General features: G+C 58.4%; 19 protein-coding genes. 6 read left to right on the top strand and 13 right to left on the bottom strand.

The genetic code is table 11. The annotated features are described in order from the left end of the window. Positions 1–109: 109 nt before the first annotated feature. The 5 genes from hupB to tig form a co-directional block, all read right to left on the bottom strand. Positions 110–382: a nucleoid-associated protein HU-beta gene (gene hupB / locus G5287_RS02620; RefSeq protein WP_005315375.1), complete on the bottom strand. Its 273-nt coding sequence runs from the start codon at positions 380–382 to the stop codon at positions 110–112. A 240-nt stretch (positions 383–622) separates the two neighbouring features. Beyond that, positions 623–2977: an endopeptidase La gene (gene lon / locus G5287_RS02615; RefSeq protein WP_227340692.1), complete on the bottom strand. Its 2355-nt coding sequence runs from the start codon at positions 2975–2977 to the stop codon at positions 623–625. A gap of 141 nt (positions 2978–3118) precedes the next feature. After that, positions 3119–4393: an ATP-dependent protease ATP-binding subunit ClpX gene (clpX, locus tag G5287_RS02610; protein ID WP_005336977.1), complete on the bottom strand. Its 1275-nt coding sequence runs from the start codon at positions 4391–4393 to the stop codon at positions 3119–3121. A gap of 70 nt (positions 4394–4463) precedes the next feature. Next, positions 4464–5087, bottom strand: coding sequence for an ATP-dependent Clp endopeptidase proteolytic subunit ClpP (clpP, locus tag G5287_RS02605; RefSeq protein ID WP_005336979.1), 624 nt, complete (start codon positions 5085–5087; stop codon positions 4464–4466). A gap of 86 nt (positions 5088–5173) precedes the next feature. Next, positions 5174–6484 (bottom strand): trigger factor, encoded by a 1311-nt coding sequence (tig, locus tag G5287_RS02600; protein ID WP_005336981.1) that lies wholly within the window; start codon positions 6482–6484, stop codon positions 5174–5176. A gap of 441 nt (positions 6485–6925) precedes the next feature. On the opposite strand from tig, the gene G5287_RS02595 reads away from it, so the two are divergent. Together G5287_RS02595 and yfbR are read left to right on the top strand one after the other, a co-directional pair. After that, a complete protein-coding gene (locus G5287_RS02595; RefSeq protein WP_005336982.1) occupies positions 6926–7360 on the top strand; it encodes a YccF domain-containing protein in 435 nt (144 codons plus the stop codon). Between the two features lie 92 nt (positions 7361–7452). After that, a complete protein-coding gene (gene yfbR, locus G5287_RS02590; RefSeq protein ID WP_019445066.1) occupies positions 7453–8043 on the top strand; it encodes a 5'-deoxynucleotidase in 591 nt (196 codons plus the stop codon). 87 nt (positions 8044–8130) lie between these two features. On the opposite strand, the gene lolE is transcribed toward yfbR, so the two are convergent. The 3 genes from lolE to G5287_RS02575 form a co-directional block, all read right to left on the bottom strand. After that, positions 8131–9372: a lipoprotein-releasing ABC transporter permease subunit LolE gene (gene lolE, locus G5287_RS02585; RefSeq protein ID WP_421230752.1), complete on the bottom strand. Its 1242-nt coding sequence runs from the start codon at positions 9370–9372 to the stop codon at positions 8131–8133. Beyond that, on the bottom strand, positions 9372–10070 hold the full coding sequence (gene lolD / locus G5287_RS02580) for a lipoprotein-releasing ABC transporter ATP-binding protein LolD (protein ID WP_005336988.1): 699 nt from the start codon (positions 10068–10070) through the stop codon (positions 9372–9374). Before lolD ends, lolE begins: the two co-directional genes overlap by 1 nt. A 97-nt stretch (positions 10071–10167) precedes the next feature. Beyond that, the gene (locus tag G5287_RS02575; protein ID WP_421221558.1) at positions 10168–11403 is read right to left on the bottom strand and encodes a lipoprotein-releasing ABC transporter permease subunit; all 1236 of its coding nucleotides are present in this window, start codon (positions 11401–11403) and stop codon (positions 10168–10170) included. A 76-nt stretch (positions 11404–11479) separates the two neighbouring features. On the opposite strand from G5287_RS02575, the gene G5287_RS02570 reads away from it, so the two are divergent. Beyond that, complete coding sequence (locus G5287_RS02570; RefSeq protein WP_005351323.1) at positions 11480–12055, top strand: hypothetical protein; 576 nt, start codon at positions 11480–11482, stop codon at positions 12053–12055. A gap of 56 nt (positions 12056–12111) precedes the next feature. Then, the gene (gene mfd / locus G5287_RS02565) at positions 12112–15594 is read left to right on the top strand and encodes a transcription-repair coupling factor (protein WP_421230852.1); all 3483 of its coding nucleotides are present in this window, start codon (positions 12112–12114) and stop codon (positions 15592–15594) included. A 245-nt stretch (positions 15595–15839) separates the two neighbouring features. Here mfd and fbp read toward each other — a convergent pair whose 3' ends face one another. Then, complete coding sequence (fbp, locus tag G5287_RS02560) at positions 15840–16874, bottom strand: class 1 fructose-bisphosphatase (RefSeq protein ID WP_236341877.1); 1035 nt, start codon at positions 16872–16874, stop codon at positions 15840–15842. Between the two features lie 382 nt (positions 16875–17256). On the opposite strand from fbp, the gene G5287_RS02555 reads away from it, so the two are divergent. Next, positions 17257–18873, top strand: a complete 1617-nt coding sequence (locus G5287_RS02555) for a peptide ABC transporter substrate-binding protein (RefSeq protein WP_421230751.1) — start codon at positions 17257–17259, stop codon at positions 18871–18873. 104 nt (positions 18874–18977) lie between these two features. On the opposite strand, the gene G5287_RS02550 is transcribed toward G5287_RS02555, so the two are convergent. The 3 genes from G5287_RS02550 to sixA form a co-directional block, all read right to left on the bottom strand. Then, positions 18978–19895, bottom strand: coding sequence for a DMT family transporter (locus G5287_RS02550; RefSeq protein ID WP_266133916.1), 918 nt, complete (start codon positions 19893–19895; stop codon positions 18978–18980). A 164-nt stretch (positions 19896–20059) separates the two neighbouring features. After that, positions 20060–20266 (bottom strand): DUF1107 domain-containing protein, encoded by a 207-nt coding sequence (locus G5287_RS02545; RefSeq protein ID WP_005336998.1) that lies wholly within the window; start codon positions 20264–20266, stop codon positions 20060–20062. Positions 20267–20399: 133 nt separating this feature from the next. After that, positions 20400–20867, bottom strand: a complete 468-nt coding sequence (gene sixA / locus G5287_RS02540; RefSeq protein WP_005351311.1) for a phosphohistidine phosphatase SixA — start codon at positions 20865–20867, stop codon at positions 20400–20402. 162 nt (positions 20868–21029) lie between these two features. On the opposite strand from sixA, the gene G5287_RS02535 reads away from it, so the two are divergent. Continuing rightward, on the top strand, positions 21030–23816 hold the full coding sequence (locus tag G5287_RS02535; protein ID WP_266133915.1) for an insulinase family protein: 2787 nt from the start codon (positions 21030–21032) through the stop codon (positions 23814–23816). Between the two features lie 331 nt (positions 23817–24147). Here the strand turns inward: G5287_RS02535 and G5287_RS02530 are convergent, their stop codons facing one another. Next, a complete protein-coding gene (locus tag G5287_RS02530) occupies positions 24148–24795 on the bottom strand; it encodes a thiopurine S-methyltransferase (RefSeq protein ID WP_005337003.1) in 648 nt (215 codons plus the stop codon). Positions 24796–24809 lie beyond the last annotated feature (14 nt).

Raw genomic sequence — 24809 nt, 5'->3', positions numbered from 1 at the left:
AAAAGGCGCACCGATTGCGATGCGCCTTGGTCAATCAGTATGAGAGAAGACTCTCTAACTTGTCTGGTCTGCGACCAAGGACGGTAGCCGACGGATATCAGCGACCGACTTAGTTAACAGCGTCTTTCAGGGCCTTACCGGCTTTGAAGGCAGGAACTTTACCAGCAGCGATTTCGATGGTCGCGCCAGTCTGCGGGTTACGGCCTGAACGGGCAGCACGCTCGCGTACAGCGAAAGTACCAAAACCAACCAGAGCAACCTGGTCACCCTCTTTCAGCGCTTCACCAACAGCATCAATGAAGGCATCCAACGCACGGCCAGCGGCAGCTTTGGAGATATCGGCACCGTCTGCAATCTTGTCAATCAGTTGAGATTTATTCACTCTTATATTCCCCTTTTATCAAACACCGCTGCGGCGCTGATTTCCCTGGCCACAACAAGTGGAGGTTTTATAGCAAGCCTCCTGATCAGTTGCAAGTGACAATCTGGCGCAAACCCGCGCCACACAACGCATTGCGACTCATCACGAGTACCCGATCGGTGGTCAAGGCTACTTCCGTTATCGGGCGCATGCAAGCCTTAACCACCCGCCGAATGCGCCAAATTTGCGGCGCATCAACATTTACACGACAGAAACGCGCTCAAACCCCTGTGGATTGTCCTGCAACGCCAGTTCCAGCACCTCGTCAATCCAGCGAACCGGATAAATTTCAAGGTCTTGTTTGACGTTTGCCGGGATCTCCTCAAGGTCACGCTCGTTCTCTTTCGGAATAAGCACTCGCTTGATGCCGCCACGGTGGGCTGCCAGCAACTTCTCCTTGAGACCACCGATGGGCAGCACTTCGCCGCGCAAGGTGATCTCCCCTGTCATCGCCACATCAGCACGAACCGGATTACCGGTCAAGCTGGAGACCAGGGCGGTACACATGGCGATACCGGCGCTCGGACCATCTTTCGGGGTTGCCCCTTCCGGTACGTGCACATGGATATCGCGCTTCTCGTAGAAGTCGGCATTGATGCGCAGATTCTCGGCACGGGCCCGTACCACCGTCATGGCCGCCTGGATGGACTCCTGCATTACGTCGCCGAGGGAACCGGTATAAGTGAGCTTGCCCTTGCCCGGCATGTTGGTGGTCTCGATGGTGAGCAGGTCGCCCCCCACTTCGGTCCACGCCAGACCACACACCTGACCCACCTGGTTCTGGTCGGTGGCCTTGCCGTAATCAAAACGCTGCACCCCGAGGAACTCCTTGAGGTTCTCCTGATTGACCTGAACATGCTTGATGCTCTTGTCCAGCAGGATACGCTTGACCGCCTTGCGACAAATCTTGGAGATCTCGCGCTCCAGACTCCGCACACCCGCCTCACGGGTGTAGTAGCGGATCACTCCGACCAAGGCAGAATCTTCGATGGTGATCTCGGAGGCTTTCAGGCCGTTGCGCTGGATCTGCTTGGCAACCAGATGCTGCTTGGCAATGTTGAGCTTCTCATCTTCGGTGTAACCGGAGAGGCGGATCACTTCCATCCGGTCCAGCAAGGGGCCCGGGATGTTCATGGAGTTGGAGGTGGCCACGAACATGACGTCCGACAGGTCATAATCCACTTCCAGGTAGTGATCGTTGAAGCTGTTGTTCTGTTCCGGATCAAGCACTTCCAGCAAGGCGGATGCGGGATCGCCACGCATGTCCGAGCTCATCTTGTCGATCTCGTCGAGCAGGAACAGCGGGTTCTTCACGCCGACTTTCGCCATCTTCTGGATAAGCTTGCCGGGCATGGAACCAATATAGGTACGGCGGTGACCGCGGATCTCCGCTTCGTCACGCACCCCACCGAGGGCCATCCGCACATATTTGCGGCCTGTCGCCTTGGCGATGGATTGGCCCAGCGAGGTCTTGCCCACACCGGGAGGGCCAACCAGACAAAGGATCGGGCCCTTGAGCTTGTTCACCCGTGCCTGTACCGCCAGATATTCGAGGATGCGATCCTTGACCTTCTCGAGGCCATAGTGGTCGGCATCCAGTACCTCTTGCGCCTTGCCAAGGTCTTTTTTGACTTTGGAGCGCGCCTTCCACGGCACCTGTACCATCCAGTCCACATAGCTGCGAACCACGGTAGCCTCGGCGGACATGGGAGACATCATCTTCAGCTTGGCGAGCTCGGCCTGGGCCTTTTCACGGGCATCTTCCGGCATGCCAGCCTCTTCAATCTTGCGATTGAGGGCTTCAAACTCATCCGGGCTATCTTCCAGCTCACCCAGCTCTTTCTGGATGGCCTTCATCTGCTCGTTGAGGTAATACTCGCGCTGGCTCTTTTCCATCTGCTTCTTGACGCGAGTACGGATGCGCTTCTCAACCTGCAGCAGGTCAATTTCCGACTCCATCATCGCCATCAGGAATTCGATGCGCTCGGAGACAGAGACGATCTCCAGCACCTTCTGCTTGTCTTCCAGCTTGAGCGGCATGTGGGCCGCCATGGTGTCAGCCAGACGCGCAGCATCGTCGATCGCCGATATCGAGGTCAGTACCTCGGGCGGGATCTTCTTGTTGAGCTTGATATAGCCTTCAAACTGGCCGATGGCTGAGCGAACCAGTACTTCCTGATCCTTCTCCTCAATAGCTTGGGAGGGGATGTACTGAGCCTCGCAGACAAAGAAATCCTTGTCGTCGATCATCCGCTCCAGGCGGGCACGCTGCCCACCCTCTACCAGCACCTTGACGGTGCCGTCCGGCAGCTTGAGCATCTGCAGAATATTGGCCACTGTCCCGACGGTGAAGATCTCCTCCACAGTCGGCTCATCGGTTGACGCATCCTTCTGGGCCACCAGCAGAACTTTCTTGTCCTGCTCCATGGCCGCTTCCAGACAGCGAATGGATTTTTCCCGCCCCACAAAGAGTGGAATGACCATGTGGGGATAAACCACCACGTCACGAAGAGGCAGGACGGGAATCTCGATGCGTTCTGAACGCTCTAGGTTCATATATGTCCTCTCGGCTTGTTATACCGTTGGCAAAGCGCTTGGCTGAGTATATGGGGGCGCTGAGATGAGATTCAATCGCCGAAACCGTAAAAAGCATGAAAGGGGCAAAAAGCCCCTTCCATTTGATTAAAAATCAGACATTTACTCTGATGCAGCAGCCTGGGTTTCGGGATTTTCGTAGATCATCAAGGGCGCAGAGTCCCCTTTGATCACGGTCTCGTCGATCACCACCTTGCTGACCCCTTCCAGAGAAGGCAGGTCATACATGGTATCCAGCAGCACGGCTTCCACGATGGAACGCAGACCACGAGCACCGGTTTTACGCTCCATCGCCTTGCGGGCAATGGCGTTGAGTGCGTCGTCACGGAACTCCAGTTCAACCCCTTCCAGATCGAACAACGCAGCGTACTGTTTGGTCAGCGCGTTTTTCGGCTCTTTCAGGATCTGGATAAGGGCAGACTCGTCCAGCTCGGTCAGGGTCGCGACCACCGGCAGACGGCCGATGAACTCGGGGATCAGACCATACTTGATCAGATCTTCCGGCTCTACCTTGGCGAAGGTCTCGCTCAGGGTGGCCTTGGCATCCTTGGATTTCACCTCGGCGCCAAAACCGATACCGGTTCCCTTCACGGAACGCTGCTCGATCACCTTGTCCAGACCGGCAAAGGCACCGCCGCAGATGAAGAGGATCTTGGAGGTATCAACCTGCAAGAACTCCTGCTGCGGATGCTTGCGACCACCTTGCGGCGGCACGGAAGCGATGGTCCCTTCGATCAGCTTGAGCAGTGCCTGCTGTACCCCTTCCCCGGAGACATCGCGGGTAATGGAGGGGTTGTCCGACTTGCGGGAGATCTTGTCGATCTCGTCGATATAGACGATGCCACGCTGGGCCTTCTCTACGTCGTAGTCGCACTTTTGCAGCAGCTTCTGGATGATGTTCTCCACGTCCTCGCCCACATAACCGGCTTCGGTCAGGGTGGTCGCATCGGCCATGGTAAACGGCACATCCAGCAGACGAGCCAAGGTCTCGGCCAGCAGCGTTTTGCCGCTACCGGTCGGGCCAATCAGCAGGATGTTGGATTTGCCGAGCTCCACACCACTGTTTTCGCCGCTGTTGCGCAGACGCTTGTAGTGGTTGTAGACGGCAACGGCCAACACCTTCTTGGCGTACTCCTGCCCGATCACATAGTCATCGAGATGAGCGCGGATCTGATGAGGGGTCGGCAGCTCGTTACCATCGCGCTTGGGCGAGATCTCGCGGATCTCTTCGCGGATGATGTCGTTGCACAGCTCGACACACTCATCGCATATGTAGACGGAAGGGCCAGCGATCAGCTTGCGCACTTCATGCTGGCTTTTGCCGCAAAAAGAGCAGTAGAGCAGCTTATCACCCTCACCCTTGCGTTTCTCTGTCATTCAGCAACCTCGTTTTATCAATAGAGGATGGATCGGCCTGTTGAGTTTACAACAGACCGGGACACCCTGCTCAGCTACGCTGGCTCAGGACACCGTCAACCAGACCATAGGCCACGGCCTGCTCGGCGGACATGAAGTTGTCACGATCGGTGTCACGCTCGATGGTAGCCATGTCCTGACCGGTGTGGAACGCCAGGCGCTCGTTCAGGGTATTTTTGATCTTCAGGATCTCCTGGGCATGGATCTGGATATCAGATGCCTGCCCCTGGAAGCCACCCAGCGGCTGGTGGATCATCACGCGGGCATTAGGCAGGCAGAAACGCTTGCCCTTGGCACCGCCAGCCAGCAGGAAGGCACCCATGGAGCAGGCCTGCCCCATGCAGACGGTGCTGACATCCGGCTTGATGAACTGCATGGTGTCATAGATGGACATGCCCGCAGTCACCGAACCACCCGGTGAGTTGATGTAGATATAGATGTCCTTGTCCGGATTCTCGGACTCGAGGAACAGCAGCTGGGCAACCACCAGATTGGCCATGTGATCTTCAACCTGACCAGTCAGGAAGATCACCCGCTCTTTCAGCAGACGGGAGTAAATATCGTAGGAACGTTCACCCTTGGCAGTCTGTTCGACCACGATGGGGACCAGCGCATTGCTGGGAGAATCGGTCATATCGTTATAGTTCTTGTACATAAGGCATTGTCCCTAAAATAAAATGGCCCGAGTGGAGATCACACGAGCCATTATACTTAACAGTCTTGACCTTAAGTCAAATGTTCTTAGGCAGCGGCGCCAGACTTGTTGATCACTTCGTCAAAGGCAACTTCTTTTTCGGTCACTTGCGCTTTGGACAGGATCAGGTCGATGGCTTGATCTTCTACTGCCAAGTTACGAACGCCGTTCAGCATCTGTTCGTTCTTCTGGTAGTACTCGATCACTTCCTTCGGATCTTCGTAGGCAGTCGCCATGGACTCGATGATGCTGTTTACACGAGCATCGTCAGCCTTGATCTCGTTGGTGCGGATCACGTCACCCAGCAGCAGGCCTACGCGTACACGACGCTCGGCTTGAGCCTGGAACAGTTCAGCCGGCAGCTCGGGAGCGTTGCCGCCCTGGAAGCCACCGAAACGCTGCAGCGCCTGCTGACGCAGTGCGTCGATCTCTTGAGCAACGGCAGCTTTCGGCAGGTCGATTTGGTTGGCTTCAACCAGACCGTTCAGAACCTGCTCTTTAACGCTGTTTTTCAGGGCTTGAGCCAGTTCGCGCTCCATGTTCTTGCGCACTTCGGCTTTCAGCTCTTCAACAGAACCGCTTTCGATACCGAAACGCTTCACGAACTCTTCGGTCAGCTCAGGCAGGATCTGCTCTTCAACCTTGATCAGCTTGGAAGCGAACTTGGCTTCTTTGCCTTTCAGGTTTTCAGCGTGGTAATCAGCCGGGAAGGTCACTTCGATGGTGAACTCGTCGCCCGCTTTCTTGCCCATGATGGCGTCTTCGAAGCCCGGGATCATGCGGCCAGCGCCCAGCACCAAGTTGAAGCCTTCAGCTTTGCCGCCGTCGAACTCTTCACCGTCGATGGAACCGACGAAGTCCATGGTCACACGCATGCCATTGGCAGCGGCAACATCGGCATCAGCCCAGGTAGCGTGCTGCTTGCGCAGGGTGTCGATCATGTTGGCCAGATCTTCATCCTTCACGGTCGCAACCGGCTTCTCGACCTTGATGGTCTCGAGGCCTGCAACTTCGAACTCCGGATACACTTCGAAAGTGGCGGTGAATTCGAAATCCTGACCCTCTTTGATCTCTTTCGGATCCATGGTCGGGGCACCGGCCGGGCTCAGTTTGTTTTCGATGATGGCTTTGATGAAGTTGCTCTGCATCATTTCATCAGCAACGCGGGCGTGAGCCATGGCGCCGAACATCTTCTTGATGATGGCAACCGGAGCCTTGCCAGGACGGAAACCGTCGATGCGACGAGTTTTGGCCAGGCCATTCAATTCTTTACGCACAGCGGCGTCTACGGTAGCGGCCGGTACAGTGATGGTAAGACGGCGTTCCAGACCCTGGGTTGTCTCTACAGAAACTTGCATTCTTCTACCTCGTTCAACTCAGCACTGTGTGCTGACCCTTTATTGCCCCTGGGCAAAGCCCGGAGTCTTCCTGTTTATAAAGACAACGATATGTCTTTGTGATGAGAAAATATGACGCGGCATTATAGCGGCGCACTTTGGTCGAGTCGAGCCACACATCCCCCACATTGAGCGGCGTGCAAGCACAATTCGTGCAAAACTGCCCTTTATATGGGGAGAGAGGCCCTCTAGTTCAACCATCCAGTGAGGATAATTTTGCGTTTGCTCACCTTTTTTCATCCGAACGCCGCTTTATTACCCATTTTTCGCCGATAAACAGGTCACCGTTGCGGACGACGACTCAATTTGACCAGCCAAATGGCGATTGGGCCAATCAACCATTGCGTCCCTACCCCTCCCTCGTTATGGTGGCAACCAAATTGATGATCTGGAGTCACTCACATGGCCTTTTTCCGCTTCTTGTTCAATCTGCTCTGGTTTGTACTGGGAGGTGTCTTTATGGGCCTGGCCTGGTGGCTGGCCGGTCTTGTCTGCTTTATCTCGCTGGTCGGCATCCCCTGGGGACGTGCCTGCTTCGTGATCGGCACCTTTACCTTCTTCCCGTTTGGCAAGCAGGCGGTCAATCGCAAGACCATGACCGGCCAGAGCGATATCGGCACCGGCACGCTGGGACTGATTGGCAATATCCTCTGGTTCGTGCTGATCGGTGTCTGGCTGGCCATCGGCCACATCGCTTCCGCGCTGGCCTGCTTCGTGACCATTATCGGTATCCCGTTCGGTATCCAGCACCTCAAGCTGGCGCTGATCAGCCTGGCGCCCATTGGCCAGATGATTGTGACCAATCAGGAGGCGGAATCGGGCCGCTATATCCGCTAACTGCGGGAAATGCGCGGGCAGACGCTGCCCAGCAACGAAAAAAAGGGCAGACTAGGGTCTGCCCTTTTCTATTCTCTTTTGTTGAGGCCATCATGTTACCCAGTCACTTTTTCGCCAATCTCGCCCGCATGAAACTCATCTATCGCTGGCCCCTGATGCGCAACATCCAGCCGGAAAACATTGCCGAGCACAGCCTGCAGGTGGCCATGGTGGCCCATGCCCTCGGCATCATCAAAAACCGGCTATTTGGCGGCAGCGTGAATGCCGACCGCGCCGCCGTGATGGCCCTCTATCACGACAGCAGTGAGGTGCTGACCGGCGATCTGCCCACCCCGGTCAAATACTTCAATCCCGAGATCGCCCGCGAGTACAAGAAGATAGAACTGGCCGCCGAACAGCGGCTGCTTGGCATGCTGCCGCCGGAACTGGTGGAGGATTTTCGCCCCCTGCTCGATTCGGCAGCCCAGGATGGCGAACTGGCCAGACTGGTCAAGGATGCCGACACCCTCTGCGCCTATACCAAGTGTCTGGAGGAGATCAACGCGGGCAACCGGGAGTTCGAACCGGCTCGCAAGCGCCTTGAGGCCATGCTGGCAGCGCGGATGAGCGATGAGATGCGCTACTTTATCGACACCTTCGTAGCCAGCTTCTCTCTGCCGCTCGATGAGCTTAACGCTCACTAAGCCTGTCTACATGACCTGAAAACAGCAGGGCCCGCCGGTTTGCACCAGCGGGCCCTTCATTCTTTATTGCGCATTAGATGCAACGCATCAGTGCCCCAGCTCGCGAGATGGCACCAGACCGCTCGCCCGCCAGGCGGGATAGAGGGTCGCCACCAGACTCATCAGGATGGCTGCGCACGTCACGATAAGCAGATCCTGCATATGCAACTCAGTCGGCAGGAAGTCGATGAAGTAGATATCCGGATTGAGGAAGCGGTGGCCAATGAGCTTCTCAATAACACCCAGGATCTGGGTCAGCTTGCTCGAAAGCAGCCCGCCCAGCAGGGCGCCAAGCAGGGCACCAGCCACGCCGTTGACCATCCCCTGAATAACGAAGGTGAGCCGGATCTGGCAGGGGCTCGCCCCCATGGTCTTCAGGATGGCGATTTCGCTGCGTTTCTCGTTCACCGCCATCACCAGGGTGGAGACGATGTTGAAGCAGGCGACGGCCACCACCATCAGCATCACCACATACATGACGGTACGCACCATCTGGATGTCCTGATAGAGATAACCCTGGCTGTTCATCCAGCTGCGGATATAGACGTGATGGGGGAACTGCTGCGCGGCGGCGATCGTAATATTTTGTGCATTAAGCACATCGCTCACCCGCAGGCTGAAACCCTCCACATCGCTGCCCATGCCGGTGATCGCTTGTGCATCGGCCAGATGCATAAAGCCGAGCAGGCCGTCGAGCTGACCGCCGATCTCCAGCAGCCCCACCACGGTCAGGGCTTCGCGCCGAGGATTCTTGATCCCGGCCTGATCGCCCCCTTGCGGCAGCAGCAGGGCGACCGAATCCCCCACCTTGACCCCCAGCTTGTCGGCGATGGTCTTGCCAAGAATCACCCCACGTTCACCCGGTTGCAGCTCACGCAGACCACGGCCCGTCATGTATTTGCCTGCATCCGACAGATTGGCCTCCAGATCGGGCAGCACGGCGCGCAGTTGCACCCCCTTGAGGGCAGAGCCATGCTCCAGCAGGCCATTGAGGCGAATGACCGGCGCGGCCGCCTCAACGCCCGGCTGGGCCAGCAGGTAGTCACGCAGACGCGGCCAATCCGGCAACGGCCGCTCGACGGCGTCCAGCTCACCTTGCGGCACGACCGAGAGCACCCGATCTTTAAGCTCCCGCTCGAAACCGTTCATGGCAGAGAGGCCCAGGATCAACGCCATCACCCCGAGGGCGATACCGATCAGGGAAGAGGCAGAAATAAAGGCGATAAACCCGTTGCGACGGCGGGAGCGGCTGTAACGCAGGCCCAGAAAGAGGGGCAGCGGTTTGAACATCAGGCAACCTCCGCCATCACGCCGCTCACCAGGGTCACCCGGCGATGGAGCTTGGCCGCGAGGCTCAAGTCGTGAGTCACTACCACAAACGCAGTGCCCAGTTCACGATTCAGTTCACACAGCAGTTCGTACACCGCGGTGGCACTGGCGTGATCCAGATTGCCGGTGGGTTCATCCGCCAATACCAGACTCGGTTCGTTGACCAGCGCCCGGGCGATCGCCACACGTTGACGTTCGCCACCAGAAAGCTCGGAGGGACGGTGATTCAAGCGATGGGAAAGCCCCACCCGCCCCAGCATCTTGGTTGCCTTTTCGGTGGCAACCGCCACCGACTCACCGGCGATCAGCAGCGGCATGGCCGCATTTTCCAGCGCACTGAACTCGGAGAGCAGGTGGTGGAACTGGTAGACAAAGCCCAGCTCGCGGTTGCGAAAACGGGCTTGGGTACGGCTGTCCCAATGGTGGATATCCTCCCCCTTGAACAGCACGGCGCCGCTGGAGGGGTTGTCCAGCGCCCCCATCAGATGCAGCAGAGTGGTCTTGCCGGAGCCCGAGCTCCCCACCACCGCCAGCATTTCACCGGGCGCGACGCAGAGATCGATCCCCTTGAGCACCTGAGTCTCCAGCTCCCCCTCTTTATAGACATGATTGAGCGCCTGGCAGCGCAGCAGAGGTTCACGGGATACGGCTTCATTCATAACAGGGGCTCCACTTACGCCAGTGACCACAGAGGCACCAGTAACAACGCCGGTACTCGCACCGGAGGTAACAACAGAAGATGTATTATTCACGGCATTACTCATAACGCAGCGCCTCGGCCGGTTTCACCCGTGCGGCGCGGGCCGCCGGATAGAGGGTGGCACTGAAGCTCAGCAGCACGGCGCCCAGCAAAATGGTGATGACCTGAGCCGGCTCGACAATCACCGGCAAGCCACTGCCGCCAGCCGCCATATAGAGGTTGAGCCCCACTGCATTGAGCAGGGGGTTGAGACCCAAGGAGAGCGCAAGGCCCGCCAGTCCGCCAAACAGAGCCCCAATCACCCCGCTGGAGGCGCCAAGTACCATGAAGATTTTGACGATACCTGATTCACTCATACCCATGGTGCGCAGGATGGCCACTTCGCCCTCCTTGTCCGTCACCACCATCACCAGCGCGGAGAGAATGTTAAAGGTGGCGACGGCGATGATCAGCACCAGCATCAGCCCCATCATCCGTTTTTCCATGGCGACCGCCTGGAACAGCTCGCCCCGCTCGCGGCGCCAATCCTGCCATAGCAAGCTATCCGGCAACGGCGTCTTGATCACCTCGTCAGCGGCAAAGGGATCATCGAGCCAGAGGCGAATGCCACCGACGGTTTCTGGCGGCAGGCGCAGCAGCCGCTGGGCATCCCCCAGGGCGATCAGCGCAATCTGGTTATCCACATCGGCACCGACCCCGAAGATGCCGGAGACAGTAAAGAGGCGCTGGGCCGGTACCCGGCCAAACGGAGTGAAGCGGGTCCCCTCGGTCAGGATCAGGCGAACCTGATCGCCGATGGAGACATTGAGACGGCGTGCCACCCCCTGCCCCAGCACGATGCGGTAGTGGCCGGGCTGCAGGGTATCGAGGCGCCCCCCCAGCATCTGGCTATGGAGGATGTCATCCTTGGGCCACTTAGCAGGGTCGATCCCCTGCACGCTCACCCCGGTCAGTTGGCCAGGGCTTTGCAGCATCCCTTCGCTGTCGAGCATGGGGGCCGAGGCGACCACATGGGGTAATTTGGCCAGATCCGGCAAGCCTTGCGGGTCGGCATCAATGCGGCCAGCCTGATTGGTCACCACCACATGGGGGATCACCCCGAGGATGCGCCCTTTGAGCTGCCCTTCGAAACCGTTCATCACCGAAATGACCACCATCAGGGCGGCGACCCCGATGGCGATGCCAAAGGTAGAGAACAGGGAGATAAATGAGACGAAGCGATTGCTGCGCTTCGAGCCTGCATAACGCAGGCCGATGGCCAGCGAAAGGGGCTGAAAAAGTCCGGTCTTCAAGGATATGTACGTTGCCAACAAAATAAGATACCGGATAATAAAGGGAAACCGTCCATGACAACAAGGGATAGCCTCCATGCAGGAACAGTTCTTCAGCGTCACTCATGCCACGCCGGTCAATGTGATCCCCATGCCGGCCGACTTCCACCTCCCCTCGCTGGAGGAGCTGGACGCTGAGCTGCCGGAGCCCTTTCGGATCTCTTCGGCCATTACCTCCATCGATTTGGTGACCACTCGCCTGCTGCGCAACCAGAACGAGTCGATGCACGATCTGATCGAGATCGTCAATCAGCAGTCCCGCAAGATCGACATGATCATGGGCTATGTGCTCTCCCTGCAGGACCATCCGGAGCAGCGCTTTCACACCCTGCGCTTCGGGGCTGGCCAGCTCACCTACCTGCACCCCTATCATGATCACGGGGATGCGCCGCACCTGCACCAGATCGTCCGCCTCAAGATCTTCCTGCGGGAAGAGGCGGCCGCCATCTACTGCTATGGCCAGGTCAAACAGCTCGACGGCGGTGAACATGGCACCCATGTGCAGCTCGACTATGTGCGGATCCGCGAAGATGACCGTGAACTGCTGGTTCGAGCCAGCCTCCACGTGCAATCGAAGCAGCTCAAGCTGCGCGCCCAAGAACGTCAGCGCTAACCAGAGCGAACGTCAGCGATAGATAACGTCAACGTTAAAAGAATCGAACCATGCCAATGACACTCCCCGCCTTGCCCGCCAAAGCGGGCCAAAAGATCACGCTCGGCCAGCTGGTCGGCAGCAGCCTCTCGCTGATTGCAGCTCGTCTCACCAATGAAGCCAAAGGGCCGGTACTGCTTATCACCGCCGATACCCCGAGCGCCCTGCGCCTGGAGCAGGAGCTACAGTATTTGCTGACAGGCAAGCTGCTGGCAGACAAGCAGCTAGCCGATCAGTCCGCCCCCGTATTGCTGTTCCCCGATTGGGAGACCCTGCCCTACGACACCTTCTCCCCCCATCAGGACATCATCTCCCAGCGGCTCGAGACTCTCTACAAGCTGCCGCAGATGAGCAAGGGGGTACTCATTGTCCCCATCTCCACCCTGATGTTGCGCTGCGCCCCCCGGGTCTATCTCGACAAATACAGCCTGATGGTTAAGGCCGGCCAGCGCCTCAATCTGCAACAGTTGCGCGGCCGCCTGGCCGAGGCGGGTTACGTGGCGGTGGATCAGGTGCTGGAGCACGGCGAGTTTGCCGCCCGCGGCTCCCTGCTCGATCTCTTCCCCATGGGCAGCAGCAGCCCCTATCGCATCGACTTCTTCGACGATGAAGTGGACTCCATCCGCCCATTCGATCCCGAGACTCAGCGCTCCAGCGAACCGGTCAAGACGGTCAGCCTGCTGCCCGCCCGGGAATACCCTACCGACGAGGCGGCCATCGAACTGTTTCGCGGCCAGTTCCGCGAGCAGTTCGAGCTGTCGCGGGCCGAGGGTTCCGTCTATCAGGAGGTGAGCAAGGGACGCTGGCCCGCCGGCATCGAGTATTATCTGCCGCTCTTCTTCAACCAGACCGCCAGCCTGTTTGACTATCTGCCGGAAGAGACCCTGCTGCTCACCGTGGGGGATATCTACCCCGCCGCCCAGCGCTTCTGGAACGACATCGGCCAGCGCTATGAAGACAGACGCTGGGACAACACCCGCCCACTGCTGCCACCGGCCCAGCTCTATCTGCCGGTGGAGCAGCTCTTTGCCTCCCTCGGCCAATATGGCGCGGTGCGGCTGCAAGAGGCCGCCACCGCCGGTGATGCCGGTCAGCACGATCTGCCCATCTCCGCGCTGCCCGATCTGCAACTCGATCACAGCAAGGAGCAACCTCTGCTGGCGCTTAACCAGTTCCTGCAAGGCTTTGCCGGGCGCACCCTGTTTGCGGTGGAATCCGAAGGGCGACGGGAGGTGCTCGGCGATCTGCTGGCGCGTATCTCGCTGCAACCTAAAGAGTTCCCCTCCCTCGACGCCTTTATGGCAAGCCAGGATCGCCACGGCCTCTTGGTTGCACCGCTTGAGCGTGGCTTCCTTTGGCAGGAGGCTGGTCAGGATCCACTGGCGCTGATCACCGAGACCGAACTGCTGGGCGGCAAAGTGCGCAGCAAGCGGGCGCGGGAGAAGAGCAAAAACTTAAGCTCCGATGCGGTGATCAGAAACCTGGGCGAGCTGACCCAGGGTCAGCCGGTGGTCCATCTGGATCATGGGGTCGGCCGCTATCTGGGGCTCGAAACCATCGACGCCGGTGGTCTGCCCACCGAGTTTTTGACCCTCGAATATGCCGGCGGCGACAAGCTGTTCGTGCCGGTCACCAGTTTGCACCTTATCAGCCGCTACACCGGCTCTGATAACCCGCCCAGCCACAAGCTGGGTGGCGAGGCCTGGAGCAAGGCGCGGCGCAAGGCGGCGGAGAAGGTGCGCGACGTGGCAGCCGAGTTGCTGGATGTCTACGCTCATCGCGCCGCTCGCGCCGGCTTTGCCTTCAAGCACGACAAAGAGGCCTATCGCCAATTTGCTGCAAGCTTCCCGTTCGAGGAGACCGACGATCAGCTCAACGCCATCAATGCGGTGCTGGGGGACATGTGTCAGGCCAAGAGCATGGACCGACTGGTGTGCGGCGACGTGGGTTTCGGCAAGACCGAAGTGGCGATGCGGGCGGCATTTGTGGCGGTGCACGGCGGCAAGCAGGTTGCCGTGCTGGTGCCCACCACCCTGCTGGCGCAACAGCACTACGACAACTTCCGCGACCGCTTTGCCAACTGGCCGGTGCGGGTCGAGGTGCTGAGCCGCTTCCGCTCCGCCAAGGAGCAGAGCGCAGTGATGAAGGAATTGGCCGAGGGCAAGGTGGATATCATCATCGGCACCCACAAGCTGCTCGGATCCGAACTCACCTTCAAGGATCTGGGGCTGCTCATCGTCGATGAGGAGCACAGATTCGGGGTGCGCCAGAAGGAGAAGATCAAGGCTCTGCGGGCCGATGTGGATATCCTCACCCTCACCGCCACCCCTATTCCACGCACCCTCAATATGGCGATGTCCGGCATGCGGGATCTCTCCATCATCGCCACCCCACCCGCCAAGCGGCTCGCCATCAAGACCTTCGTGCGTCAGCACGAACCGGCTGTGGTGCGCGAAGCGGTACTGCGGGAACTCAAGCGTGGTGGTCAAGTCTACTATCTGCACAACGATGTCGAGAGCATCGAGAAGTGCGCCGCCGATCTGGCGGAGCTGGTACCCGAGGCCCGCATCGGCATCGCCCACGGCCAGATGCGCGAGCGCGACCTTGAGCGGATCATGTCCGACTTCTACCATCAGCGCTTCAACCTGCTGGTTTGTACCACCATCATCGAGACCGGTATCGACGTGCCGAGCGCCAACACCATCATCATGGATCGGGCGGATCATCTCGGTCTGGCCCAACTGCACCAGCTGCGGGGCCGGGTTGGCCGCTCCCATCATCAGGCCTATGCCTACCTGCTCACCCCCCACCCCAAGCTGATGACCAAGGATGCGGCCAAGCGGCTGGAGGCGATCGCCTCGCTCGAAGATCTCGGCGCCGGTTTTGCGCTGGCGACCCACGATCTGGAGATCCGTGGCGCGGGCGAACTGCTCGGCGACGATCAGAGCGGCCAGATTGAATCGGTGGGCTTCACCCTCTACATGGAAATGCTGGAGCAGGCGGTCGAGGCACTGAAAAATGGCAAGGAGCCGTCGCTGGAGCAACTGATGAGCCAGCACACCGAGGTGGAGCTGCGCCTGCCTGCGCTGCTGCCGGATGACTATATTCCGGACGTCAATATGCGTCTCTCCATGTACAAGCGGATTGCCAGTGCGGCGGACGAGCAGGAGCTTCGCGAGCTAAAAGTGGAGCTGATCGACCGGTTCGGCCTCTTGCCGGAGGCGACCAAAACCCTGCTGGAGCTGGCTGCCTTCCGTCAGCGTGCCACTGCCCTTGGCATTCGCCGGGTGGAGATGAGCGAGCGCGGCGGCTATCTCGACTTCACGCAAGAGACCAAGGTCAATCCGGCCTATCTGGTCAAACTGCTCTCCAGCCAGCCACGGGTCTACAAGATGGACGGGCCGACCCGGCTGCGCTTCCAGGTGCCGACCCAGGATCGCGCCATGCGCCTGAAACTGGTAGATGGTTTGCTGGCTGATCTGGCCAGCAACAGCCTGTGAGTCTCTGCAACGCTGGCGGCGAGCCAGAAAGAGAATGCCAACAAAAACGGGAGCCAAATTGGCTCCCGTTTTGCTTATGTTGGCTGGCTACTAGCGTCTCCCTTCTCCCCTTGTGGGAGAAGGGTCGGGGATGAGGGGGGCAGTGAAAACCATTCCTCTCACCCTGCCCTATCCCTGGGGAGAGGGAATCGCATCGGTAAATGTTGGGCTTCGCTGCGCTCAGCACCAACCTACACCTCTGACGATCAGCCCTGGTTGGCTGGATCCTCATGGGCGGAGAACTCGCGCATAAAGGCCTCGGCCCGCTCCACCATCTTGGTCGAGCCAACAAAGTAAGGGGTACGCTGGTGCAACGCGGTGGGCTGGATATCCATGATGCGGCCAAAGCCATCGGATGCCTTGCCACCGGCCTGCTCCACCAGAAACGCCATCGGGTTGCACTCATAGAGCAGGCGCAGCTTGCCGTTCGGCGAGTTGGTGCCGGACGGATAGATGTAGATGCCACCCTTGAGCAGGTTGCGATGGAAATCGGAAACCAAGGAGCCGATATAACGTGAGGTGTAAGGTCTGTGGGTCGCCTCGTCGCGCTCCTGACAATATTTGAGGTACTTCTTCACCCCATCCGGGAACTTGATGTAGTTGCCCTCGTTGATGGAGTAGATCTTGCCCTCGTCCGGAATGCGGATGTTCTCGTGGGAGAGGCAGAAACAACCGATGGAGGGGTCGTAGGTAAAGCCGTTGACGCCAAAGCCGGTGGTGTAGACCAGCATGGTGGAGGAGCCGTAGACCACATAACCGGCGGCGACCTGACGGTTGCCCGGTTGCAGGAAGTCCTCCAGCGTCACCGGCGAACCTTGCGGGCTCAAACGGCGGTAGATGGAGAAGATGGTTCCGACCGAGACGTTGACGTCGATATTGGAGGAGCCATCGAGCGGGTCGATCAGCACCACATACTTGGAGTTTTTGGAGAGCGGTGAGTCAAAGGCGACAAAGTCCTCTTCCTCTTCAGAGGCCATGCCACACACCTCGCCGCGCGCTTCTAACGCCGCCTTGAAGCGTTCGTTGGCGTAGACATCCAGCTTCTGCTGCACCTCGCCCTGTACGTTTTCAGCGCCCATGGAACCGATGATATCCGCCAGTCCCGCCTTGTTGATCTCCCGGTTCACCACCTTGGCAGCAAGGCGGATCGAGCTGAGCAACGAGGTCAGCTCGCCGGTCGCGGTAGGATAATCCGCCTGCTTTTTGACTATGAACTCACCCATGGTGATCATGTTTCGCATTTTTGTTCCTTTAGATCGCATCCGTTGGCATTGAAAACGTTTGCAGGCATCGGCAAAAAAAATGCCGATCACCGGCGGCCTTGATTTGTAACCTAATGTAACGTCTGTTTTTTGTTTTTGCAGCGAATTAAGCGGCCTATTAAATAGGCTATTTCGCCTCACGTTATGGTAAAAGAGGCTTTTCATTCGGTTTCAATCGATAACTTCCGGACCCTTAATTCGTGGCAATAACCTGCGACAAGCCATGAGCTGACTGGCCTTGAGCCATTAAAAATGGAGTCTGGTGGGCCTGCCGTTCCCTCAGCCATTGCCTCTTGAGATCCGATCGCCAATCCAGCACACTGATTTCGCTTTGGAAGCAAATAAAACTCAAGGATTATCAATGAACAAGACTCTCATTGCCGGCATGGTAGCCGGACTGTTTGCACTTCCCGCCTGGGCTGCCCAGGTGCCTGCCGGTACCAAGCTGCTGCCGGATGCCCAACAAATCTACGTGACCAATATCGGCACCGAACCCACCACCATCGACCCCCAGCTGGTGGAAGAGACCGCCGGTAGTGCCATCGTCAACGATCTGTTTGAAGGGCTCTATGAGCTGGATAATACCGGCAAGATCAAACCAGCAGGCGCCGTCAGCTACGAGGTCGACAAGACAGGTACCGTCTACACCTTCAAGCTGAGGCCCGAGGCCAAGTGGTCAAACGGTGAACCGGTCACCGCCGCCGATTATGTGTACGGCTGGCAACGGGCGGCCGATCCCAAGACGGCCTCCAACTACGCCTGGTTTATCGAGTTGACCGGAGTGGTCAATGCAAGCGAGGTGACCCAGGGCAAGAAGAGCCCGTCAGAGCTCGGGATCAAGGCGCTCGATGACCACACCCTGCAGGTTACCCTGAAAAATCCGGTTCCCTTCTTCCTGAAGACGCTGGCCCACTACACCACGTTCCCGGCCCCCAAGGCCACCATTGAAAAATTCGGCAAGGATTGGGTCAAACCGGGCAATATCGTCTCCAACGGTGCCTTTGTACTCAAGGAGTGGACCCCCAACGAGCGGCTTAGTGCCGAGCGCAATACCCACTACTGGAACAACCAGCACACCGTCCTGAACAAGGTGATCTATCTGGAGATCGTCTCCGAAACCGCCGCCTACAACCGCTATCGCACCGGTGAACTGCACTACACCCCTTATCCGCTGGAGCAGTACAAGCAGCTCAAGAGCAAGAGCCCGGAAGAACTGGTCAGCGTCCCCACGCTGGCCAGCTATTACTATGTCTTCAATACCCAGCGCAAACCGTTCGATGACCCGAAAGTACGCAAGGCGCTCTCGCTCGCCATCGACCGGGAGACCATCACCGACAAGATCCTGGGACAGGGACAAATTGCCGCATATAGCTTCACGCCCCCCATTGTGGACGGTTTTGAATTGAAAAAACCGGCCAGCCAGCTGCAGAGCAAAGAGGAGCGGATCAAGCAAGCCAAAGCCCTGTTGGCCGAAGCGGGATATGGCCCGGACAAGCCACTCACAGTGGACATTCTCTACAACACCAACGAGAGCCACAAAAAGATTGCGCTGGCCGTCTCCTCCATGTGGAAACACAACCTAGGGGTCACTGCCACCCTCAACAACATGGAGTGGAAGACCATGGTCTCGGCACTCAACGAGGGGGATTTCGGGGTTAGCCGCTATGGCTGGAACGGGGATTATAACGATGCCTCCACCTTCCTCGACATCATGACCTCCAGCAGCAGCGCCAACAGCGGCAAGTGGTTCAACAAGGAGTACGACGCCCTGCTGGCCAAGGCCCAAGACTCGCTGGATCCCGCTGAACGCAATGCCCTGTATCAACAGGCAGAGGCACTCATTGATGCGGATGCCCCCATCGCCCCCATCTATTTCTCGGTCAAATCAAGGTTGCTCAAACCTTTCGTGAAAGGCTATCCCCACCTTAACCCGCAGGATGTGGTCTACAGCAAGGAGCTCTATCTGGTTGCCCAGTAACCGGCTCGGCAAGATGTGACCATAAAAAAGCGCCGGCATTGCTGCAGGCGCTTTTCATTGGCGGCCAAGCGGGCCATTGGGCCCATCTACGCTTTCACGCAAGATTACTCTTCGGGACAAGGAGCCAACACCTCCCGGCGACGACCCATCACCACCGGACGCACCAGCAACTGAGCCAGCAAAACCCCCAGCAGAGTCAGACCGCCCCCGATCAGGTGATAGCTGGTCAGCCGCTCTCCCAGCAGGGTGATGGCAAGGCCAGCCGTCATCACTGGCAGCAGATTCATAAAGATGGCGGTACGATTGGCACCAAGCAGGGTGATCCCCTGCATCCAGAGCCAGGGACAGAGGGCCGACGCGGGGATCCCCGCATAGAAGATCAGCCAGATCGCACGCCCCTCTGGCAGCTGACCATCCACCAGCAGAAAGAAGGGGGTCAGGATCAGCACACTGCAGAGCACCTGACCGTAGAGCAGCGACCAGTTGTCGAGCCCCAAATCCCACTTCTTGAGCAGCACGCTATAAAGGGCATAAGTGCCCGCCGAGAGCAGCATGTAGACAGAGCCGATATGAATACCCTGGGTAAACAGTCGGGTCGGATCCCCCTGCCCCAGCAAGATAGACAAGCCAAAGATGGAGAGCAGCGCCCCCAGCACGGCGCCCCAGGTGGGCCGCTCACGCAGCAGCCAGATGCTGAGTAACACGGTCAACAGTGGCGTCAGCCCCATCATCAATCCCATCTCGGTGGCCCCCATGGTCTGTGCGGCGTAGTACCCAAAGGTCTGATTAAGCACCATGCCCAGCGAGGCCAGCATGGCGATCTGCCAAAGGCCGGCACGAATGCGGGCACGCGCACGCCATACTCGACGGGCCAGAAACGGGCTTAATACCAGCGCAGCCACCACCCAGCGCGACCAGGCCAAGGCTGCCGGGGACAACACACCAACCGCCAGTTTGCTGACGATGCCATTGCCAGCCCAGATGGCAATGCAGGAGAAAGGAAACAGAAAGGCAAAGGGCATGAGAGGATCCAGACCGAAGAAACAACAGCGGGCCAGTATAGGGGGCGATGGAAGATAAACAAAGGTGTGGGCCTGAACAGCCACATGGTGAACGCCAGTAGCCAGAAACAAATATGCCCGCAAAAGTGCGGGCATATCAGTGCAGAAACAGGTTCAGAAGCGCATCACGCGGCATCCATGTGCAGTCTGGAGATCAGCTCGTTGACCTCGGTGACTGTCTGGCGATGGGGAATATCCGCCGGATTCGGCATCAGCAACAAACCGGATTGGAAATCAAACCGCCCCCGACCATGAATGTAAATCCGACCTTTAAAGAAGGTTTTGACATGCTTTGCCACCATCAGTGGCAGGTACTTCTTGAACACTCTCATCGTTTGCAACCTCTTGCAGTTGTATCCGTATGACAGCAGCTTCTGCGAATTAATTCCGTAAAATATTTATAAAAATCCGGAAAACTCGCCCATCTCTTCCCAAAAAATTCAATCTATAACTTTTTATTAACTTTTAGCCTATTGTATGCGGCCCTTCGAGCCAGAGCAAGGCTCCTTTGCCATCGTGCCACTCGATACAGGCGATCCCCGAGGTGGCGAACATGGGTGCTCCTGCGGCCGGGCAGAGGCTTTGCACCAGATAACCCACCAGCGGCAGATGGCTGACCATCAGGATTTGGTCATGTTGCTGCGCCAAAGTGGTGAGGTAGCTGGCCACGAAAGCGGGATCACCGTAAGGGGTAATGTCGCCACTCTCTTCAACGGCTGCTGCGTCAGGCAATTCACTGCATATGGCTTGCCAGGTCTGGCGTGCCCGCAGATAGTTGCTGTGGATCACCCGATCCAGCGGGCCAATCAGCTGAGGCGCCAGCCAGCGGGCCATCTGGATAGACTCTTCAATACCCTGCTCGGTCAATGGACGCTGTTCATCTGTTTTCGCATTCATGCCAGCCTGGCCATGACGCATGATATAGATCTTCATTACAACCTCGCCCAACGGGCCTGTTTTGATAGCCGGGGGATCTTACCCCGCCACGGGTGTGGAAACAATTGCGCTACCTCTCAGAAAAGGGTTTGCCTGACGGGATAGCGGGGTCGATAATCATGTTTAAATTCAAATAAATCCAACGTGAGTCACACGCCAATGAGCCCATATGCCAGTCCCAATGACCATCGGCAATACCATTTTCTGGAGCTGGCCAACCGGCTCAGGGTCTTGTTGATTTGTGATCCCGACACCGACAAATCCGCCGCTTCTCTGGCGGTCAATACCGGCCATTTTGACGATCCCGCCGACCGGCAGGGAATGGCACATTTTCTGGAGCACATGCTGTTTCTCGGCACCTGCACCTACCCCAAGCCTGGTGAGTACCAGCAATTTATGAGCCGTCATGGCGGCAGCAACAACGCCTGGACTGGCACCGAATTCACCAACTTCTTCTTCGAGATCGACAACGGCTTCTTCGAAGCGGGGCTGGATCGCTTCTCCCAGTTCTTTATCTGCCCCACCTTTGATCCGGAGTGGGTGGACAAGGAGCGCAACGCGGTCGACTCCGAGTATCGCCTCAAACTGCAGGACGACATGCGCCGCAGCTATCAGGTGCATAAAGAGACGGTCAACCCGGCGCACCCCTTCTCCAAGTTCTCGGTGGGCAACCTCGATACCCTGGCCGATCTGCCGGGACGGGATCTGCGCTCCGATCTTATTCGTTTTTACGAAAGCCACTACAGCGCGGATCGCATGGCGTTGGTGATGATCTCGCCGGAATCCATCGATACCCAGTTGCAGTGGTGCTGTCGCTACTTTGCTCCCATTTTGAATCGCAATTTGGGAACCCCGACGCTCACCATGCCGCTTTACCGGCTCGATGATCTCGGCGTGCGCATCCACATCAATCCGGTCAAGGAGACCCGCAAGCTGTCGCTCAGCTTCCCCTTGCCCAATGTGGACGAGTTCTACGACAAAAAGCCCCTCACCTTCCTGAGCCATCTGATCGGTTATGAGGGGGATGGCAGCCTGCTCTCCCTGCTTAAAGCGAAAGGCTGGGTCAACCAGCTCTCGGCGGGCGGTGGCATCAGCGGCGCCAACTTCAAGGATTTTGGCGTCAACTTCGGCCTCACCCCGCTCGGCCTTGAACATGTGGACGACATCCTCGCCGCCCTGTTTGGCTATCTGAAACTGATTGGCCGCGAAGGGCTGCAGAGCTGGCGCTATGACGAAAAACGGACCGTGCTCGAATCGGCATTCCGTTTTCAGGAGCGCGGCCGCCCCCTCGATACGGTGTCGGGGTTGGTGCTCAACCTCTTTAGCTACCAGCCTGAGGATCTGCTCTACGGCGACTACATGATGCGCGAATATGACGAGGGGCTGATCCGCCGCTTCCTCGCCAAGCTCACCCCGCACAACCTGCGTATCACCATCACTGCGCCGGAAGTGGCGACCGATCGGCTGGCCCGCTGGTATCAGACCCCCTACAGCGTGACGACCATTACCGAGGCCGAGAAAATTCGCTGGCAGCAGAGCGAGCCGGATCCGGCGCTGGCGCTACCCAAGCCCAACCCCTTTATCAGCAGTAGGCTCGATCCGCGTACGCCCGAGCTTGCCGCCGACATGCCCGCCTGTCTTATCGATCGCCCCGGTTTTCGCCTCTGGCACCTCCATGAGCACCTGTTCAGCGTGCCCAAGGGCAATCTCTACATCTCCATCGACAGCGAACATGCGGTAAAAAATCCGCGCAATATCGCCATGGCGCGCCTCGCCGTGGAGCTGTTGGCCGACCACCTCAACGCCCTCACCTATCCTGCGGAGCTGGCGGGGCTGGGTTACCAGATCTATGCCCATCAGGGGGGCTTTACCATCAACCTGAGCGGCTTTGCCGACAAGCAGCCGCTGTTGCTCGACATGATCCTCGGCAACCGCACCCTGGGGTATCCGGATCCGGGTCGCTTCGCCGAGATCAAGGAGCAGCTCATTCGCAACTGGGACAACCAGTCCAAGGCGCGCCCCATCTCCCAGCTCTTTAACCAGCTCACCAGCCTGTTGCAACCCAACAACCCGCCGTTCGAGCAGTTGCTGCGTCACCTGCGCACCGTCGAGCTGGAAGAGATGCCCGGCTTCGTGGCCCAGCTGTTTGGCGAGGTGCATGTCGAAGCGCTGGTGCATGGCGACTGGACTGCCGCCGAAGCACTGGAGCTGGCCGCCCTGATGGAGCGCCACCTGAGCGATATCAATGGCACCAGCAGCAAGCCGAGCGGCGAGACCCGTCGTCCGCTCATCTCCATTCAGGACAGGGGCACCCTTATTCGCGAGCAGGGTTGCGATCACGAAGACTCGGCGCTCCTGGTCTACTACCAATCCCGCACCACCCGAGCGCGGGATCTCGCCTGCTTCACTCTGGCGAACCACATCATGTCCTCTACTTTCTTCCACGAGCTGCGCACCCGCCAACAACTGGGGTATGTGGTGGGTGCCGGCAACCTGCCCCTCAATCGCCACCCGGGGCTGATCTTCTATATCCAGTCGCCGGTGGCGGGGCCGCAGATCCTGCTCGATGCGGTGGAGGAGTTTATCGACCTCTTCCCGCTCGCCATGCTCGAATTTACCGAACAGCAGTGGCAGGAGAGCAAGGCGGGGCTGCAAGCCCAGCTGAGCGAGCGGGATGCCAACCTGCGCAGTCGCGGCCAGCGGCTGTGGGTCAGCATCGGCAACAAGGATCTGGGGTTCGATCAGCGGGAGCGGGTCTGCGACGAGGTGGGCAAGTTGAGCCGCGCCGATCTGGTGCGCTTTATCACCCAACTGCGTTCGCGCACCTCCGATCGGCTGATCCTCTGCAGCTATGGTCAGGGGCACGAACATGACGAGCGGATCACCGGCCAGTTTATCGACGATCCACGGGCATTTCGGCTCAATGCCGCCACCTTCGAAGCCTGATCAGGCCTCGACATCCCCCGTTTTTCCTTCCCACGGCAAATCGCAGGCAATAAAAAGCCGACCCATCAGGGTCGGCTGGAAAAACCATAACAATTGCGACCAAAGCCGCCAAAAGTGAACATGAGCGTGAAAATCAGACACTGAGTTGCTGATCAGCAAGCGGGAAAGACCCGACACTCGCTTTGCAATGCCAACAGTGATTGAGAAACAGCCTCATATTAGGCACTCCCCCCGCCAATCACGTTGATCTACGTCAAAGGAGGTAGCGAAGAGCGCGTAGCCCGATGATTTGTCGGCGCAGATCACTCTTTGGCCGCCCGTTAGCTGCCCGTTAACCCCGGCGAACCAGCCGGTAGGCCACCTCATCGAAGTAGGAGAGCTGGCCCGACAACACCCGCGGGTGATCCACCTCGGCAGCGCGCCCCAGCACCTCGATACGAAAATCGCGCTCAAACAGGGCCCGCACCTCCATCTCACCCACCGAGAAGGGGGGCTGACTCTGCTGCTCCGGCTGATATTCGAGGGTTACCAGCAGGATCTGGCCACCGGTCTCGACCAGCGAACTGATCAGGGCAGCATACTGGCGGCGCATCGCGGTCGGCAGGGCGATCAGCGCCGCGCGGTCATAGACCAGCCGGTAACGGCGACCCAGACTGGGGGCAGCGAAAAAATCTCCCTGAAAAATGCGCAGGCTGTCCACCTGATGGCACTGATAAGGGCCCACTTCGCTCACGGTCGCGGCGAGCTGGTTTTCACTGAAGAACTGGCTGACGGCAAGGCTCGATAGCTCGAAACCGTCGACCGGATGGCCCTGAGCGCTCAGCCAGAGCATATCGCGAGACTTGCCACACAGGGGAACCAGCACCGGCTCGTCCGCTTGCTGAGCTGACCACCAGGATTGCAGCCAGTGGTTGAAGTCCGCCTGATGAAAGCCAATTCGGTTCTCTTCCCAACGCTGATGCCAAAACGCAGCTTCCATCGTTATTACCCTTC

Source organism: Aeromonas sp. 603079 (assembly GCF_049172135.1).
Taxonomy (GTDB): domain Bacteria; phylum Pseudomonadota; class Gammaproteobacteria; order Enterobacterales; family Aeromonadaceae; genus Aeromonas; species Aeromonas veronii.
Note: the sequence above shows the minus strand (reverse complement) of the source record. Positions and strands in the feature narration are given on the sequence as shown.

Coding starts and splice junctions, on each gene's coding strand:
- lolE (WP_421230752.1), bottom strand. CDS start 9,372: ATGTTCAAACCGCTGCCCCTCTTTCTGGGCCTGCGTTACAGCCGCTCC.
- fbp (WP_236341877.1), bottom strand. CDS start 16,874: ATGCGAAACATGATCACCATGGGTGAGTTCATAGTCAAAAAGCAGGCG.
- G5287_RS02555 (WP_421230751.1), top strand. CDS start 17,257: ATGAACAAGACTCTCATTGCCGGCATGGTAGCCGGACTGTTTGCACTT.
- G5287_RS02545 (WP_005336998.1), bottom strand. CDS start 20,266: ATGAGAGTGTTCAAGAAGTACCTGCCACTGATGGTGGCAAAGCATGTC.
- clpP (WP_005336979.1), bottom strand. CDS start 5,087: ATGTACAAGAACTATAACGATATGACCGATTCTCCCAGCAATGCGCTG.
- G5287_RS02550 (WP_266133916.1), bottom strand. CDS start 19,895: ATGCCCTTTGCCTTTCTGTTTCCTTTCTCCTGCATTGCCATCTGGGCT.
- G5287_RS02595 (WP_005336982.1), top strand. CDS start 6,926: ATGGCCTTTTTCCGCTTCTTGTTCAATCTGCTCTGGTTTGTACTGGGA.
- mfd (WP_421230852.1), top strand. CDS start 12,112: ATGACACTCCCCGCCTTGCCCGCCAAAGCGGGCCAAAAGATCACGCTC.
- lolD (WP_005336988.1), bottom strand. CDS start 10,070: ATGAATGAAGCCGTATCCCGTGAACCTCTGCTGCGCTGCCAGGCGCTC.
- lon (WP_227340692.1), bottom strand. CDS start 2,977: ATGAACCTAGAGCGTTCAGAACGCATCGAGATTCCCGTCCTGCCTCTT.
- G5287_RS02530 (WP_005337003.1), bottom strand. CDS start 24,795: ATGGAAGCTGCGTTTTGGCATCAGCGTTGGGAAGAGAACCGAATTGGC.
- G5287_RS02570 (WP_005351323.1), top strand. CDS start 11,480: ATGCAGGAACAGTTCTTCAGCGTCACTCATGCCACGCCGGTCAATGTG.
- G5287_RS02535 (WP_266133915.1), top strand. CDS start 21,030: ATGAGCCCATATGCCAGTCCCAATGACCATCGGCAATACCATTTTCTG.
- clpX (WP_005336977.1), bottom strand. CDS start 4,393: ATGACAGAGAAACGCAAGGGTGAGGGTGATAAGCTGCTCTACTGCTCT.
- sixA (WP_005351311.1), bottom strand. CDS start 20,867: ATGAAGATCTATATCATGCGTCATGGCCAGGCTGGCATGAATGCGAAA.
- tig (WP_005336981.1), bottom strand. CDS start 6,484: ATGCAAGTTTCTGTAGAGACAACCCAGGGTCTGGAACGCCGTCTTACC.
- yfbR (WP_019445066.1), top strand. CDS start 7,453: ATGTTACCCAGTCACTTTTTCGCCAATCTCGCCCGCATGAAACTCATC.